Source organism: Shewanella sp. NIFS-20-20, assembly GCF_019209865.1.
In the GTDB taxonomy this organism is placed as follows: Bacteria; Pseudomonadota; Gammaproteobacteria; order Enterobacterales; family Shewanellaceae; genus Shewanella.
The window spans coordinates 63,030-78,566 of the sequence record NZ_JAHUTT010000005.1 but is presented as its reverse complement, the minus strand read 5'-3'; the positions used below and the strand labels follow the sequence as shown (position 1 = coordinate 78,566).

Annotated in this window: 13 protein-coding genes; 5 read left to right on the top strand and 8 right to left on the bottom strand. The window is 45.9% G+C overall.

Annotation, left to right across the window (positions count from 1 at the left end; genetic code table 11):
- Positions 1-14: 14 nt before the first annotated feature.
- From pepN to KU855_RS02825, 5 genes are all read right to left on the bottom strand, one after another.
- Positions 15-2,567 (bottom strand): aminopeptidase N, encoded by a 2,553-nt coding sequence (gene pepN / locus KU855_RS02845; protein WP_218528836.1) that lies wholly within the window; start codon positions 2,565-2,567, stop codon positions 15-17.
- Between the two features lie 65 nt (positions 2,568-2,632).
- Positions 2,633-4,681, bottom strand: a complete 2,049-nt coding sequence (prc, locus tag KU855_RS02840; RefSeq protein WP_218528835.1) for a carboxy terminal-processing peptidase — start codon at positions 4,679-4,681, stop codon at positions 2,633-2,635.
- Positions 4,682-4,707: 26 nt separating this feature from the next.
- Complete coding sequence (gene proQ, locus KU855_RS02835; RefSeq protein WP_218528872.1) at positions 4,708-5,349, bottom strand: RNA chaperone ProQ; 642 nt, start codon at positions 5,347-5,349, stop codon at positions 4,708-4,710.
- 273 nt (positions 5,350-5,622) lie between these two features.
- Positions 5,623-6,090: a GAF domain-containing protein gene (locus KU855_RS02830; protein WP_218528834.1), complete on the bottom strand. Its 468-nt coding sequence runs from the start codon at positions 6,088-6,090 to the stop codon at positions 5,623-5,625.
- Between the two features lie 46 nt (positions 6,091-6,136).
- Positions 6,137-6,430 carry a YebG family protein gene (locus KU855_RS02825; protein ID WP_218528833.1) on the bottom strand — a complete coding sequence of 98 codons (294 nt, stop codon included), beginning with the start codon at positions 6,428-6,430 and terminating at the stop codon, positions 6,137-6,139.
- A gap of 157 nt (positions 6,431-6,587) precedes the next feature.
- Between KU855_RS02825 and KU855_RS02820 the strand changes: the two genes are divergently transcribed.
- From KU855_RS02820 to KU855_RS02805, 4 genes are all read left to right on the top strand, one after another.
- Positions 6,588-7,256 (top strand): paraquat-inducible protein A, encoded by a 669-nt coding sequence (locus KU855_RS02820; protein WP_218528832.1) that lies wholly within the window; start codon positions 6,588-6,590, stop codon positions 7,254-7,256.
- The gene (locus KU855_RS02815) at positions 7,246-7,887 is read left to right on the top strand and encodes a paraquat-inducible protein A (protein WP_218528831.1); all 642 of its coding nucleotides are present in this window, start codon (positions 7,246-7,248) and stop codon (positions 7,885-7,887) included. The genes KU855_RS02820 and KU855_RS02815 overlap by 11 nt, the downstream gene beginning before the upstream one ends.
- The gene (locus tag KU855_RS02810) at positions 7,856-10,498 is read left to right on the top strand and encodes a PqiB family protein (RefSeq protein ID WP_218528830.1); all 2,643 of its coding nucleotides are present in this window, start codon (positions 7,856-7,858) and stop codon (positions 10,496-10,498) included. The genes KU855_RS02815 and KU855_RS02810 overlap by 32 nt, the downstream gene beginning before the upstream one ends.
- A gap of 141 nt (positions 10,499-10,639) precedes the next feature.
- Positions 10,640-11,488 carry a family 16 glycosylhydrolase gene (locus KU855_RS02805; protein ID WP_218528829.1) on the top strand — a complete coding sequence of 283 codons (849 nt, stop codon included), beginning with the start codon at positions 10,640-10,642 and terminating at the stop codon, positions 11,486-11,488.
- Here KU855_RS02805 and KU855_RS02800 read toward each other — a convergent pair.
- The gene (locus KU855_RS02800; protein ID WP_218528828.1) at positions 11,460-12,686 is read right to left on the bottom strand and encodes a nucleoside recognition domain-containing protein; all 1,227 of its coding nucleotides are present in this window, start codon (positions 12,684-12,686) and stop codon (positions 11,460-11,462) included. The two genes, KU855_RS02805 and KU855_RS02800, sit on opposite strands and share 29 nt — an antisense overlap.
- Positions 12,687-12,754: 68 nt before the next feature.
- Here KU855_RS02800 and rsmF point away from each other — a divergent pair, with 68 nt between their 5' ends.
- On the top strand, positions 12,755-14,173 hold the full coding sequence (rsmF, locus tag KU855_RS02795) for a 16S rRNA (cytosine(1407)-C(5))-methyltransferase RsmF (protein WP_218528827.1): 1,419 nt from the start codon (positions 12,755-12,757) through the stop codon (positions 14,171-14,173).
- Positions 14,174-14,370: 197 nt separating this feature from the next.
- Here the strand turns inward: rsmF and KU855_RS02790 are convergent, their stop codons facing one another.
- Together KU855_RS02790 and KU855_RS02785 are read right to left on the bottom strand one after the other, a co-directional pair.
- Positions 14,371-15,162: a YchF/TatD family DNA exonuclease gene (locus tag KU855_RS02790; protein ID WP_218528826.1), complete on the bottom strand. Its 792-nt coding sequence runs from the start codon at positions 15,160-15,162 to the stop codon at positions 14,371-14,373.
- A 47-nt stretch (positions 15,163-15,209) separates the two neighbouring features.
- The gene (locus KU855_RS02785) at positions 15,210-15,536 is read right to left on the bottom strand and encodes a PilZ domain-containing protein (protein ID WP_218528825.1); all 327 of its coding nucleotides are present in this window, start codon (positions 15,534-15,536) and stop codon (positions 15,210-15,212) included.
- Position 15,537: the final 1 nt, after the last annotated feature.

Below are 15,537 nucleotides of genomic sequence, written 5' to 3'. Positions count from 1 at the left end.
AACACGCTTCCGAGCTAGGCATCGAGTGCTCGTGATATTTTCTCAAATAGATCTCTCGATAATTCAGGCAATCTTGATAACTCAGTTAAACAAGCACGGATGAGTTGCTGACGCCGGCTATCAAAACGGGCATACTGAATGAGCGGTGTGATCAAACGGGCGGCCGTTTGCGGATTGATTTTATCCAATTTAACCAATTGCTCAGTCAAAAATTGATAACCACTGCCATCAGCCGCGTGAAAACGTTCAGTATTTGCTGCGGCAAACGTGCCTATCAATGAACGAACACGATTGGGGTTATTGATGCTAAATGCCTGGTGGCTTAGCAAGCCCTGTAATTGGCTTATGACCTGATCCGATGGGTTGGTGGCTTGTAACATAAACCACTTATCCATCACTAAGGGGGTTTCTTTCCATTTGCTCTCAAAATCACACATTAACGCATGACGACAGTCGAGTTCAGCTTGGTTGGCCGCCGTTAACGCACCTAATGTATCAGTCATCGACGCCGCTTGCTGATATTGACTTTCAACGAGTAATTCTGCGTCATCGCTAAACTTGGCTAAGTGCAATAAACAGGCATTCTTAAGGGCTCGCGCCCCTGGGGTATCATTAAAACTCGCCGCGCGCATACAGGCTAACAATTCATCTTCCAGAGCAATAATCAATTGTTCTAATACAAAGAATCGTGCCGCTATCAAGTGCTCTAAATTGACGCTTTCAACTTGTTCAATCAACACATTCAAGCTGGGGAAATTGAGGATTTCTGCCAATAATGCCGCATCGATATCTTGATCTAAAATAACGCCTCTCAAGGCATCACACACTTGCGACTCTAAACTCATCGGCTGTTGATTAGCGAGGCGATCAACATTATCCCAAATCGCGCGGCTAAACATGGTCACCGAGGCTTCCCAGCGGGCTACCTGACTTGAAGCATGCATCAATAGGTGTGCCAATTGCGCATTAGTGTATTGATACTCTAGACGAACCGGGGCAGAAAAGTCTTGTAACAACGAAGCCACTGGCGGCGCACTGATCTCAGTAAATTCAAAAGATTGTTGTGCTTGTTTAATATCAAGCACAGTGTTAACCAAGGATTTACCTTCAGCATCGAGCAATTCAAGCGAAAAAGGAATATGCAGCACTTCTGCTTGCGCTTGATTTGGGATCGATTGCTGAATGTCTAAACGATAGGTGTGTGACTTCGCACAATAACTGTCACTCACTTGCAGTAACGGCGTCCCCGCTTGGCGGTACCAAGCGCTAAATTGGGTCAAATCAATGCCAGAGGCGTCACTCATGGCGCCCACAAAATCATCACAAGTCACCGCTTGACCATCGAAGCGTTCAACATACAACGCCATTCCGGCTTGGAAATGTTGCTCACCTAATAAGGTATGCATCATACGGATCACTTCGGCGCCTTTATTGTACACAGTCACCGTATAAAAATTATTCATCTCAATCACTGAATCGGGACGGATTGGATGGGACATAGGGCCGGCATCTTCGGCAAATTGCTGATTTTTAATGACCCGAATGGCATGGATTCGATTCACCGGTCGACTGCCTATATCAGAGCTAAACTCCTGATCTCTAAATACCGTTAAGCCTTCTTTCAAGCTTAATTGAAACCAATCTCGACAGGTCACACGATTACCGGTCCAGTTATGGAAATATTCATGCCCTACCACCGACTCGATACCATGGTAATCATCATCAGTGGCAGTATTATTATCAGCAAGCACGTATTTGGTATTAAAGACATTCAGGCCTTTATTTTCCATGGCGCCCATATTAAAGAAGTCGACCGCGACTATCATATATATGTCTAAATCATATTCGAGGTTAAAGCGCTGCTCATCCCATGCCATCGATTTTTTCAACGAGGTCATGGCATGCTCTGCTTTATGTAAATTACCTTTATCAACAAACACTTGCAATACCACATTGCGGCCGCTCTTAGTGACAAACTTATCCTCGAGTAAATCAAAGTCACCCGCCACTAACGCGAATAAATAGCTAGGTTTTGGGAACGGGTCTTGCCATTTAGCAAAATGACGTCCATTTGCTAATTGTCCCTTTTCCAGTAAGTTACCGTTACTCAAAAGGTAGGGCAGTGATTGCGGCGCGTCGATACGGACATCATAACGGGCCAAGACATCGGGACGATCAAGGAAGTAAGTTATTCGTCGAAAGCCTTCGGCCTCACACTGAGTACAATAAGCACCATCAGACAAATACAAACCTTCAAGACTGGAATTACTCTCAGGATCGAGTTTAGTCACTACCTTGAGGGTAAATTCGGCTAAATCGGTAGACAAACGTAACTGATTATCAGCTGCTTGATAATCAATGCTTTGCCCATTACAACTGACTTCAACTAATGTTAACCCTTCACCGTCTAGGATTAATTCCATGGCGTTGGGATTTTTGCGAACGACCTGACTGGTGGCAACGACTTGAGTCTTGTCGCCATCAAGATAAATATCGAGATCAAGGTGTGTGATCGTAAAATCGGGGGTTTGATAATCTTTAAGGTATTTAGCTTGTGCTTGAGACATAAGTATCCCTTCTTTTAAACCATAAAAAAAACGCGCCGATAGCGCGTTTTCTGCTGTTAATTATTTCAATTGCTGGCCCGTTTTGCAAGGCGCTCAGCATCCACCATATCTAATGTAATCAATACGGTTTCATCGAGGAATGCATCGGGTAAATCCTGACTATCTTCTTCGTCATCATCAAGGCTAGCAATTACCTCTAGCCCTTGTAACTGACGGCGAGCATTAATGCGCGACAGCGATTTCTGATCATCTTTTTCACGAGCGGCAATACGCTCACTCTCTACCAAGGAGACGGTTTTCTCATCATGGTGTGCTTTAAAGTCGGCAATATCTTCATAGATATAGCCGAACTCAGGATCCTTGCTGATCCGTTGCTGGTGACGAGTATCTAAGGTTGAGATCAGCGTAGGTGACACTTGATTAAAGCTGGCATAGTGCGCCACCGGAACACTGTCCCATGGTAAAGCATTATCTTCCTCAGCTTCGCCGTACTCTCCAGGTGCCAGCGCCGATGGGAAAGCAATGTGAGGAGTGACCCCTTTTAACTGGGTGCTACCACCATTAATGCGATAAAACTTAGCAATGGTGTATTGCACATGCCCTACAGGTTTCTCATACAAATCGTAAATACGACCTAAGCTCTTATGCTGTTGTACTGTGCCTTTACCAAAGGTTGATTCACCAACAATTAACGCACGGCCATAATCTTGTAATGCCGCCGCAAAAATTTCCGAGGCCGAAGCGCTGTATCTATCAACCATCACAGTCAAGGGACCATCGTAGTAGGTTTTGCCATCCGTATCGCGGTTCTGGCTAACTTTACCATTAGCATCGCGAATTTGGACAACCGGCCCCATATCAATAAACAACCCCGTTAATAGCGTCGCTTCGGTCAAAGCACCACCGCCATTACCACGTAAATCAATGATGACACCTTCAACGTTCTGCGCTTTTAAGCTTTGTAATTCTTTGGCAACGTCTTGAGATAGATTCATGTAAAAGCCCGGAATGGCAATCACACCGACTTTACGATTGGCAAACGGGCCATCGGTTGGCTCTATCACTTCTGACGACGCAGCGCGGTCTTCTAAACGCACCTTGTCACGCACTATGGTAATTTCAAAAGGTTTGGCATTCGAGCCACCTTTATTTGGTAGAATCTGTAATTTTACTTTAGAGCCTTTCGGCCCTTTGATCAGTTCAACCACATCGTCTAAACGCCAACCTATGACATCAACAATCTCTTCGCCTTCTTGCCCTACCCCGACAATTTTATCTTCAGGCGATAATTTTTCACTACTGTCTGCAGGGCCACCGGCCACCAAGGATTTAATAACGGTATAGTCATCGGTCATTTGCAGCACCGCACCGATACCCTCAAGGCTTAAGTTCATTTCCATCTGGAAACGTTCGGCGTTGCGTGGCGAAAGGTAACTGGTGTGTGGTTCAACCGAGCGAGAAAAAGCGTTCATAACGCCTTGGAATACATCTTCGCTTTGGGTTTGAGATAAGCGTTTAATCGCATTGTTATAACGTTTAGACAGCACCTCAACAATCTCATCCCAATTCTTACCGGTGAGCTTTAAATTGAGTGCATCGTATTTAACACGCTGACGCCATAATTCATTTAATTCTTGTTGATTTTTGGCCCAAGGCGCGTCTTCACGATCATAAAGATAGCTATCGCCGGGAACATCGAATTTCATTTCAGTATCGAGCAGAGATAACGCATAGACAAAACGTTCATAGCGTCGTTGTTGGGCCACAGAGTACATATTGAATGCCCCCTGCAGATCGCCGCTTATCAACATATCATCAAAATTTTGCTGGTATTGAGCAAAACTATCGACATCACTTTGCAATAACACGTTATGGCCAAAATCTAATTGTTTCAGGTAACGGTCAAAGATTTGCTCGGAAAAAGCATTATCGAGTTCAAAGCGATGATAATGGGAACGACTGTATAAATCTGTCACCCGTTTACTGGCGACTTTATGCTGTGGCTCTTGTTCGAGTTGGGGTAACTCGCTGACTTTAATTACTGGGGTTATCGCCCAGGTCGAAAAACCGATAAACGCAGTGGCAATCGACGCCGCTAGAGTCATTTTTCGCATCAACAAGTTACTCCTTAAACTTTTAATTACAGCGACACGTGTTCAGATCGAACCTTAATGGTCATCCCAGAGTCCAACTGAACTTGTACATCCTGTTTATTGATATCAATGATAACCCCAGCAACTGGGATCTTACCAAGTTTGACACTCACTCGCTGTTTTGGTTTCAACTCGCTTAATTGAGCTGGCACAAATGGTTTTTCAACCTTGGCAGGGCGCTCAATTTTTGGCTTGTCATTGGCTGATTTCGCCGCTGGTTTAGCCATTTTTGGTTTTGGCTTGCGCGCAGGCTTAGCTTCTTCTTTCTTAGCTTTAGCTTGTGCTTGACGCTTTTCTTTAGCACGTTCTTGACTTTCTTTTAAGGTCGTTTGAGCATGATCGATATGTTCCTGCTCTAACTCACCACAAGCATTGCCATCTAAATCGACACGTACAGCACCTAACTTGATAGATTTCAGGTAACGCCAGCTACTAGTATAGCGTCTCAATGCCGCCCTTAACTGTGTTTTACTGACTTTAGAATCATCAGCCAACCTTTCTGCCAAATCTTGAAACAATCCGATTTTTAGAGGCTTAGCTTCACCCTCGGCGATAAAGCACAAAGGGAATGTTTCATATAAATACGCCAAAATGGCATTGGTGTCGGTCAACTTATCTGTTGATTCCATCATTACTTCCACGATTTTATTAAGGACCCCGAGTTCGCATGTTGCGAGCGGGTTGTTCATCTTATGTTAGGCTAAAAGCCAAACGCCATACATTCAATATCAAATACTTGAACTCAAGTTACCTCAAATTTGTGAGAATACTCAAGCGCAATTGATTCATGGGCGAGATCATCAACATCAAATACTGACCATACTCCGCCATTGCTGCTGCCTATTATAAAGCGGATACCAGCGAAAGCGACCCTGATTTACCCTAAAGCGGTCAGAGAACCATCAAATAGGTGAAATATTCAGATGTTGCTCAAGGGTTTTGACTAATAAGCTTAAGCCTAGCTGATCATCTTCACTAAAACGATCAAACACTGGGCTATCAATATCCAGCACCGCAAACACGGCTTGCTGATAATGCACAGGCAAGACAATTTCAGCATTACTGGCACTATCACAACTGATATGCCCACTAAAATCATGGACATTGGCAACACGCTGCACTGTATCTAACGCGGCTGCAGTTCCGCACACTCCTTGGCCCCAGGGGATCCGAGTGCATGCAACTTTACCTTGAAATGGGCCAAGGACTAATTGATCGCCTTGACGCAAATAAAAACCAACCCAATTGATATTCGGCACATGTTCGTTCAGAAACGCAGACATGTTGGCTAAACAAGCGATAACATCGCCTTCACCTTCTATTAAAGCGGCAAATTGACGATTTAAACTGGTATAACAAATGGATTCCATATCTCACCTTGTTAATTTGTAACGAGTTATGTGCCTGTTAGCTCACTTAAACATCAGTGCTTACTTTGGATGTTTTTGCTTTATTCTTTTTGGCGGGCTGACTGGCAGTCGGACTGATGCCTTTCAGTATGCCACTGACTTCATCTTTATGGGTAGCAAGGTAAAATGATAATTTTTCAGTCACCTCTTCGCTGAGATCAAGCTCAGCCTTATCGATAAAGCGATTCAGTAGATCGGTGATATCCAACATCTTGTCGTAAGCATCGGCTTCCTTTTTTGATGTGAATGTCATTTTTTCTACCCCTTCTCTGACCACGACAAACTGCATAATCACTGCCACGAAACACCCTCACTGTTTATTTATACAGTGCGCAGCATCTCACAGAGAGTGCTTGTATTCAACACCGTCGATAATATTTTTAAGCCAAATACTTAAATTCCTGACATAATTCATAGATTAGCTATGTCTTCAGCATCGAAACCAAAGCAAATACACTATGGATAACTCAGCACCTGACAACGCCCAGAATATTTCCCCTAGGGTCCGACGCCAGTCTGATACGACCGTGCTATGCCATGCGTGTGATTTAGTGGTGATAAAGCGGGCATTGCCTGTCAATGTCAGAGCCTTATGTCCCCGCTGCCATACCGCCCTTTATGACACGCCTTATTGTTCAATCAATGGCATGCTAGCCTTATGCATTACGGCATTGATTTTATTTTGGCCAGCCAATCTATTACCGGTATTAGAGCTACAATTTTTAGGCTCGTTTAGAACCACCACTGTGATAGAGGGGGCTTATGCTGTTGCATCGCAGGGCTTCCCTATCGTTGGTGCTGCGGTAATCATCGCGGCCGTGTTGGGTCCAGGATTGCTGATAGTGTCAATCCTAATTCAAATCATTATTGTTAAATTAGGCCTTAATAGTCGTCTTGGTCGCTCTACACTCAAAATATTACTCAAGCAGCAAAGCCTGTTATCACAACTCAGCATGCTTGAAATTTATGTGATCAGTTTTTTAGTGACTGCATTTCAATTATCTGATTTTGCAGACATTCACTTCGATTTAGGTACCTTTTGTTTTACTATGTTGTTTCTTTCTGTGTTGTTTTTAATGCGAGAGTACGACCTTGAACACATGTGGAGTTACTTAGATGAAGCATGATGTGCAGGGGAAGGATCTTGATTTATGCCTATGCCATGTCTGCAAAAAAAGTAATCGGCTGAGTAATGGCACCTGCCAACGCTGCGGTGCGACTCTCAGTCAGCGACGCTATGCCAGCTTGCAACAAAGTTGGGCATTGTTGATCACTGCTGCCATTTTATTAGTCCCTGCTAATATCTACCCCATTACCATATTAACCAACCAAGGACGGATTAGTTACGACACCATTTTTACCGGCATTAGACATTTAATTCAACAAGATATGTGGCCAATCGCCATCATAGTATTCACTGCAAGTATTGCGGTACCTTGGCTAAAAATTGTCGGTTTAGCCATATACCTCAGTGCCATTTCGCTAAGGTTACCGATACCTAAGCCAGTGCTGATGAAAGGCTTTCATATCATTGAATGGATCGGACGTTGGTCTATGTTGGATCTGTTTGTAATTTCGCTTACCGTAGCCTTGGTTAACATGGGGCAATTACTGGATGCACAACCTGGCCCTGCCGCCACGGCCTTTGCATTAGTCATTTTGCTGACTCAACTGGCCGCCAAGGTTTTAGACACTCGTTTACTCTGGGATCGACTGGATATACACCATGAACCAAGTGCAAGCACCAAAAATAGTTAAAAAGAAGCTGTTCTCACCCATTTGGTTACTTCCGATAGTGGCCTTGGCGTTAGCGACCTGGTTAGGCGTACAAAGTATTCGCCAATCCGGCGTTGAAATTCAAATTCATTTTCCCAGTGGTACCGGTATCGATATTGGTAAAACCTTAGTGAGATATGAAGGTTTAACCGTGGGTAAAGTCACCGATATAGCCATCGACAAAGAGCTACAAGGTGTCGATGTCACTGTGTTAATGGATTACCGCTCTGAACCTTTTCTCACCAAGGGCACCGATTTTTGGTTAGTAAAACCTAAAGCCTCAATCACAGGGATTGAAGGGTTAGACACCTTATTTTCGGGAAATTACATTGCCATTTTACCAGGCAAAGGTAATACCGAAACCCATTTTACTGCGCTGTCTGAGGCCCCCCCTATCTTACCCGGCAAAAAAGGAAAGCTGGTCAACTTAATTGCCGAAAACTTAGGTTCACTGGATGTGGGCTCCTTTGTGTTCTATCGCCAAATTCCTGTGGGAAGTGTTGTTAGCTATCGATTGCTCGAATCTGATAAATTGTCATTCACCATTTTCATTAAGGAAAAATACGCCGATTTAGTGAAATCAGACTCGCGCTTCTGGGACGTATCGGGGATCAGTGTCGATGCCTCGCTATCGGGTATTAAGGTTCAAAGTGAAAGTATTGCCGCCATTCTCGCTGGCGGTGTCAGTTTCAGTAGCGGGCATGAAGACAGTGTCACAGATACACATAACTTCACCTTATATCCCTCGGAAGATAGCGCCCGTGGCGGGATAGATTTCACCTTAGACATTGCCGATGCCAACCGTGTTCATAACGGCACTGTCATCCAATATCTCGGGCTGGCAGTCGGCGATATTGTCAGTCGGCAATTAGTCAATGACGGCATTCGACTGCATGCACGTATTTATTCTGACTACCAGCACTTACTTGGCACTGATAGTCAGTTTTATTTGGCGGGGCCCGAATTATCATTTGAGGGGATCAAGCATGCGGCGCGGTTGATCACCGGTGACAACATCATTTTAGTGCCAACCAATCAGCCTGAGGATATCGCCAGAGCCAGTCAACCCGCACTGCACTTCCCTCTACTCTTGCAACCCCCGACCTCCGAGTCCAGTGCAGATATTAGCTTTAATGCCAGTAGCCAACAGAACCTCAATATCAGTGTTGGTGCCCCTTTGCAATACAAGCGTTTCACCATAGGTCAAGTCGATACCATTGAACTCAGTGATGACTTCAGCCAAGTGAACTATCAATTGAGTATCAAGCCAGAATTTGTCTCTTTACTCACCCAACGCAGTTATATTATTCCGCAGCCCTTAGTGGCAGTTGAAGCCTCTTTAAGCGGTATTCAGGTTCAAACCGGTGACATCAAATCCGCATTGACTGGTGCACTTGAATTAGTGGGTGAGCGCAGCGGTAAGCCCCTCAGTGCGGGGCAGTCTATCAAGATCTACCCCAGCGAAGATTTGGCCAACCAAGCCCAACAACGCGCCAGCGAATTACAGGTTAATTTAGTGGCTGACAACGCCGCCGGCTTAAGTATTGGCAGTCAAGTCTTGTATAAGAAAATGGCCATTGGCGAAGTCACGGCCATTGATTGGCAAGCCGATGACACATTCACTATCAGTTTGGGGATCCAGCACAAGTTTGCCCAACTCGTTAATGAACAAACCGTGTTTTGGCAAAATAGCGCCGTGCAAGTCGCCGCCAACCTTCAAGGTGTGACGTTAGACGTGGCGCCATTAGGCGGACTGTTGGAGGGCAGCCTGTCCTTAGGCTTACTCAATCAACCTCGGCTCAATACGCAATTAACCCTTTATCCCAACCGTGACTTAGCTATGGCACAAGTCGAATCCGTTCGCGTCAGCTTTCCAGCCAGTGTCAGTTTAAAGGCGGGGGCCGATGTCCGTTATCAAGGCTACCGTGTCGGTACCGTGGCCAGTGTGGAACTGAGTCAAGATCTCGCGTCAATTACTGCCAATGTGTACCTTGATGGCAAGTATGCTGAGCAATTTGTTACCGTCAATAGTCAATATGTGATTGTCGATGCGCAAATTTCATTACGAGGCATTAAAGCCCCTGAGACCTTGATCACCGGCCCCTATATCAGTGTCACCCCAGGTAATGATCCTCAAGCGGTGGATCATTTCGTTGGCAAAACGCAAAGTAAGGTATATGCCAACAGCCCTGATGGCTCACTGCAGCTCACCTTAGTTCGCCAACATCTTGGCTCGATTAATCAAGGTTCCGGCATATTTTATCGTGGCCTAGCTATCGGCCAAGTCGCTGGCTTTGAACTGGCAGCTAACGGCCAAAACGTTAATATTTTCATTGAAATCAATCCTGAATATCGACAATTAGTCAATCAATCAAGTCGCTTCTTTGATATTTCAGGTTTCAATATGGAGTTTGGTTTATTTTCTGGTGCCGAAATTGAAACCTCATCTCTAGAATCATTGATTGCAGGGGGGATAGCGTTAGTGACTGAGAATAAAACTGACACCACGAACCAATTATCTCAAGGTGCTAGCCTGCTGTTATACGATAAAGCGCAGCCACAATGGCTAGATTGGCAACCGATATTAGACTAATCCCTGCCTACTTTTATCAGCCTGCATAACGCGGGCTTTTTTTCACACTGAGATCATAAGAGTTAACTGTTAAGGCATCCCTTGCTACGATAACCCCATGAAGGCGTTGAGTTGCCTTCACTTTGCCAGTCAAGGAGTCTCATGAAATCTATTGCACCCGCGTTATCGCCCCTCACCCTCTTGACCTTTCTATGGCTCGGATTACCGGCCATTAGTCAAGCCAGCCCTGTACCGAACCTACCTAGTCCCATTACAATATTTGAAGACTTTGACACTGCTGGACAACCGGAGCATCCCGGCGTAACCTGGCGTTATCGAGCGCAGCTAGCCCCCGTTTCCTCATGGCAAGACATCATTCCTGGCGATGGCTTTGCCTACTTACGCATTAATGGCCGTCATAGTCGCCTGATGCCCGAGGTGAAATGGCCATTTCAGATGTTAATCATTGACAGCATAGGCCCCAATCAAAGCATCACCATTCGCGCTAAACATATAACGGCCCAAGGCGTGGCCAGCTTTATTTTCACCTATTCCGAATACCAACAACGCCTCGATGAAATCGATTTAGAAATTACCGCCATCGATAGCGTGTATGGAAGCACCCAGGCCGCACAATCAGATCAAGCTGGCCAAGCATCACCGACACAACTGCGAATGAATGTTTGGACCCGGGCGCCCCTTGACTCAGATGTGGCTCAACGCAGTATCAACCAAGCCATTAAAGGTAGCCAACAGCAAGCTTTGAGTCATGACGATGATGAGTTTCATCTCTACCAACTCGATTGGTATGAAAGCAAAGTCGAGTTTTTTATAGACGGAGTGAAACAAGGCCAACTCACCGGTAACATTCCCCGCAGTATCAGTGAATTAAATATAGGCGTGCGCCACATGGCGTGGACCGGTGAATTGTCACTGCAACCGCAAGTAGTGATCATTGACTGGGTGAACATCCGGCCACTTGTCAGCCATAAAACCAATAACACACCATGATGGCTGCCATAATACCGGCGGCATCAGCAATCAAACCACAGGTTAATGCATGGCGACCATTGCGGATCCCCACCGCGCCAAAATAGACAGCCAACACATAAAAGGTGGTTTCCGTACTGCCCTGAAAAATGGCTGACAAACGTCCGGCAAATGAGTCAACGCCGTGTTGCTGCATCGTTTCTAACATCATCGCCCGCGAGCCTGAACCGCTTAAGGGCTTCATCAATGCCGTGGGCATGGCATCGATAAACCGGGTATCCATGCCGAGCAGGGATACCATACTCGCTAAACCACTCAGCATCAGCTCAAGTACCCCTGACGAGCGCAACAGCGCAATCGCCATCAACATGGCGATGAGATACGGTATCAGAGCAATCGCTTGAGTAAACCCTTGTTTCGCGCCTTCGACAAACTCATCATAAATCGCGACTTTTCGCCAAGCGGCAACCATCACAAACGCAAAAATAAGCGTCAGCAAAATCCCATTGCCCAGCACATTGGAAATCGTCCCCAAGGTGTCAATACTGCGGGTCGCCAGATACGCAATGCTAGCGCCTATAAACGCCATCAAGAGCCCAATATAGACTAAGGTTAACCCTCGAAAAATCGGCAAGCGCTGAGCTATCACCACACTGATCACGCCCGCCAAGGTCGAAGCACTGGTGGCTAATAGGATAGGTAAAAATATGTCGGCAGGCATCGCCGCCCCTTGTTGCGCCCGATATAAAAATACACTGACGGGAACCAAGGTGATCGACGACGTATTCAGCACTAAAAATACGATTTGTGCATTGGTGGCGATATGCGGCTTAGGATTCAACAATTGCAAATCGGCCATGGCTTTCAGTCCTAACGGCGTTGCCGCATTATCTAAGCCTAAAAAGTTAGCGGTGAGGTTCATGGTGACGCTGCCATAAGCTTGATGCCCCTTAGGAACTTCAGGCATTAGCTTTGACAACATGGGCTCAGTTACTCTGGCAATCGCCGCCGTCATCCCCCCCATTTCCCCAAGACGCATCATCCCCATCCAAAATGACAACACGCCAACCAAGCCCAAGCAAATGGTTGCGGCTAGCTGTGCACTCTCGAACAGCGCATTGGTCATCACAGACAAGACGGCATATTTACCATGAAATAACTGCCAAATGACAGCCATGGCGGATGCCACAAAGAAAAACAGCCATATTCGATTCAGCACTATCAATTCCCCAGCAAAGCCAATTTGGCATGATATAATCACACCAGCATTTTTTATAAAATTTACTTATGGTTCAATTAAATCAGAATTTTATCGACAGCATTTCAGCCGACATCCCCAGTCACCTCAGTGTAGAGGATCTTATTGATTACTGTGGTCGCCCGTTACGGCGAGCCATTCGCGTTAATCAATTAACGATTGATTGCGAAGATTTTATCACGCATATGCAAGCTAAAGGTTGGCAATTTGAGCCAATTCCTTGGTGTGACAGCGGATTTTGGATTACCGGCCAAGATGATGATGCCTTAGGCAATTCAATTGAACATCAAGCCGGTTGGTTTTATATCCAAGAAGCCAGCTCTATGCTGCCACCGACAGCTTTAGCGACTTCACTACCCGCAGGAGGCCATGTGTTAGATATGGCCGCCGCGCCCGGCTCTAAAACAACCCAGTTAGCCGCATTAATGGCCGATCAAGGGGTATTGGTTGCCAATGAATATTCATCGAGTCGAGTCAAAGTGCTGGCCGCCAATATCGCAAGAATGGGGATCTCCAATACCTTGCTAACTCACTTTGATGGCAGAGTGTTTGGTGAATATTTATATGAACAATTTGATGCCGTGCTGATTGATGCTCCTTGCGGAGGAGAAGGCACGGTCCGAAAAGATGCTGATGCCCTCAAACATTGGGACATCAATGACGTCATGGCGATAGCTAAAACCCAAGCTGAATTAATTGAGTCGGCCTTTTTAGCCTTAAAACCCGGCGCGGAATTGGTGTATTCGACCTGCACTCTCAACCGTCACGAAAATCAAGACGTGTGTTTGCAGCTGCAACAAAAATATCCGGATGCGGTTGAATTCGTGTCACTTGGCGAGTTATTTGACGGCGCCAAGCAAGCGCTGACCCCAGAAGGATTTCTTCATGTTTGGCCACAAATCTACGACAGTGAAGGTTTTTTTGTGGCTAAAATCCGTAAAACTCAGTCAGTAGCCCGGCTAGCACCCGCGCCTAAGCCGCAGAAGAACTTCCCATTTGAACCGGTCAAAAGCAAACAATATCAGGCAGTAAAGCAATACTTCAATTCACTTGGGATTGACTTGGCCGCCTCAGGACGTGTGTGGGTTCGCGATGACGAATATTGGCTATTCCCGCACGATGTGATGCAATTTATTGGCAAGATGCGCTATCAACGTATCGGTATCAAACTCGCCGATGCCATCAAATCGGGGTTTAAACCCCGTTACGAAGCCATTATGGCATTAAGCAATGATGGCAGGCGGATAGTGGCTCTTGATGAAACACAAGCTCAACAATATTTGATGGGCCGCGATATTCATTTTGAGCCAAGCCAAGCCGGCCCATTACAAGGCGAGGTGATTGTCTGTTATCAGCACCGTCCGTTAGGCATGGGCAAGAAAATCAAAGACAAGCTAAAGAATCAATTACCCAGAGAACTCGTGAAAGACAAAGTGACCATCCTTTAATGAGTTCGGTAGATTTTTAAGCACAAAAATTGGATATTTATTTTAGTGGCGATATTTGTCACTATCGCAATTGATGACTACACTCAGTTTATTCTTACTACCAACTGCGGTATGTAGATATCGATAGCGCAAGGCTCCATTAGAGCCGTTCCCCTAGGCCCGAAACAACCGGAATAGTTTTGGGCCTTTTTTTATGGCTAATTTTTGCCGATTAGCTCGGCGGCTTGAGGAAATAGCTTGAAAAAGTTAGCGCTGGTATTGGCTGCCAACTCTTCGTATGCCTCCCCTCTCAGTTCAGCCACAAACTCAGCGACATCACGTACGAACGCCGGTTGATTCTCTTGACCACGGTGCGGCACAGGGGCCAAATAGGGCGAATCCGTTTCTACCAGTAATCTATCCTTTGGCACTTTGCGGATCACGGTGCGCAGGTCGCCGCCATTCTTAAATGTGACGATGCCAGACACTGAAATATAGAAACCTAGATCAATCGCCGCTTTCGCCATTTCCCAATCTTCGGTAAAACAATGTAATACCCCACCGACTTTATCAGCATGACCCTGGCGCAAAATCGCTAAGGTGTCTTGCCTGGCATCACGCGTGTGCACAATCAAAGGCTTATTGACATCGACAGCGAGGGCCACTTGCTGCTCAAAACATTGTTGTTGCAGAAGTTTGGTTTCGTCTGCATAAAAATAGTCTAAACCGGTTTCACCAATGGCCACCACGCGCGGTAATAACGCATTAGGTCGCATGGTGTGAATATCTAAGCCATCTTTGACATCCAACGGATGCACCCCGCAGGATAAGAAGACATTATCAAAGCCCTCAACCTGTTGGCACATTTGCTCAAACCCTTGTTGACGAACATTGACACATAAGAAGTAATCGACCCCGCGTTGTTTGGCCGCGTCCAGCAATAGCGCAAGACTGGCACGATCGGGGGCGGCTTTGAGGCGATCAAGATGGCAGTGGGAGTCAATAAGCACAGCAATACCTAACATTACAAAAAAGGGACGGCCGCAAGTCTACTGACCTACATGGTCGAGGTCAATTGACTGCTGGCAAGCTCCGCAGAAAGTAAACTGTCGAAATGTTGTTTATGAGCGTGCGGATCGGTTAGCAACTTCACTCCGATGCCCGTAGGACGAGCACCCGATGCGCCAACAGGATTTATCCATACCACAATGCCTGCGCATTCAAATGCTTGTTGCATACCAGGTAAGCGATAGCTGATGTCGACATGATCCCCAAGCGCATGGGTTTGCGAGGTTTCGAAGAATAACCCCATAGGTCGAATAAATGGCATATACGCTTTATATGCCTGTTCACGCGACTCGAAATCCACAGATAAATCGACCATG

Excerpts from the sequence above, each read along its gene's own strand:
- KU855_RS02820 (WP_218528832.1), top strand. The coding sequence starts at position 6,588 with ATGGATAACTCAGCACCTGACAACGCCCAGAATATTTCCCCTAGGGTC.
- KU855_RS02815 (WP_218528831.1), top strand. The coding sequence starts at position 7,246 with ATGAAGCATGATGTGCAGGGGAAGGATCTTGATTTATGCCTATGCCAT.
- rsmF (WP_218528827.1), top strand. The coding sequence starts at position 12,755 with ATGGTTCAATTAAATCAGAATTTTATCGACAGCATTTCAGCCGACATC.
- proQ (WP_218528872.1), bottom strand. The coding sequence starts at position 5,349 with ATGGAATCAACAGATAAGTTGACCGACACCAATGCCATTTTGGCGTAT.
- prc (WP_218528835.1), bottom strand. The coding sequence starts at position 4,681 with ATGCGAAAAATGACTCTAGCGGCGTCGATTGCCACTGCGTTTATCGGT.
- KU855_RS02785 (WP_218528825.1), bottom strand. The coding sequence starts at position 15,536 with ATGGTCGATTTATCTGTGGATTTCGAGTCGCGTGAACAGGCATATAAA.
- pepN (WP_218528836.1), bottom strand. The coding sequence starts at position 2,567 with ATGTCTCAAGCACAAGCTAAATACCTTAAAGATTATCAAACCCCCGAT.
- KU855_RS02810 (WP_218528830.1), top strand. The coding sequence starts at position 7,856 with ATGAACCAAGTGCAAGCACCAAAAATAGTTAAAAAGAAGCTGTTCTCA.
- KU855_RS02830 (WP_218528834.1), bottom strand. The coding sequence starts at position 6,090 with ATGGAATCCATTTGTTATACCAGTTTAAATCGTCAATTTGCCGCTTTA.
- KU855_RS02805 (WP_218528829.1), top strand. The coding sequence starts at position 10,640 with ATGAAATCTATTGCACCCGCGTTATCGCCCCTCACCCTCTTGACCTTT.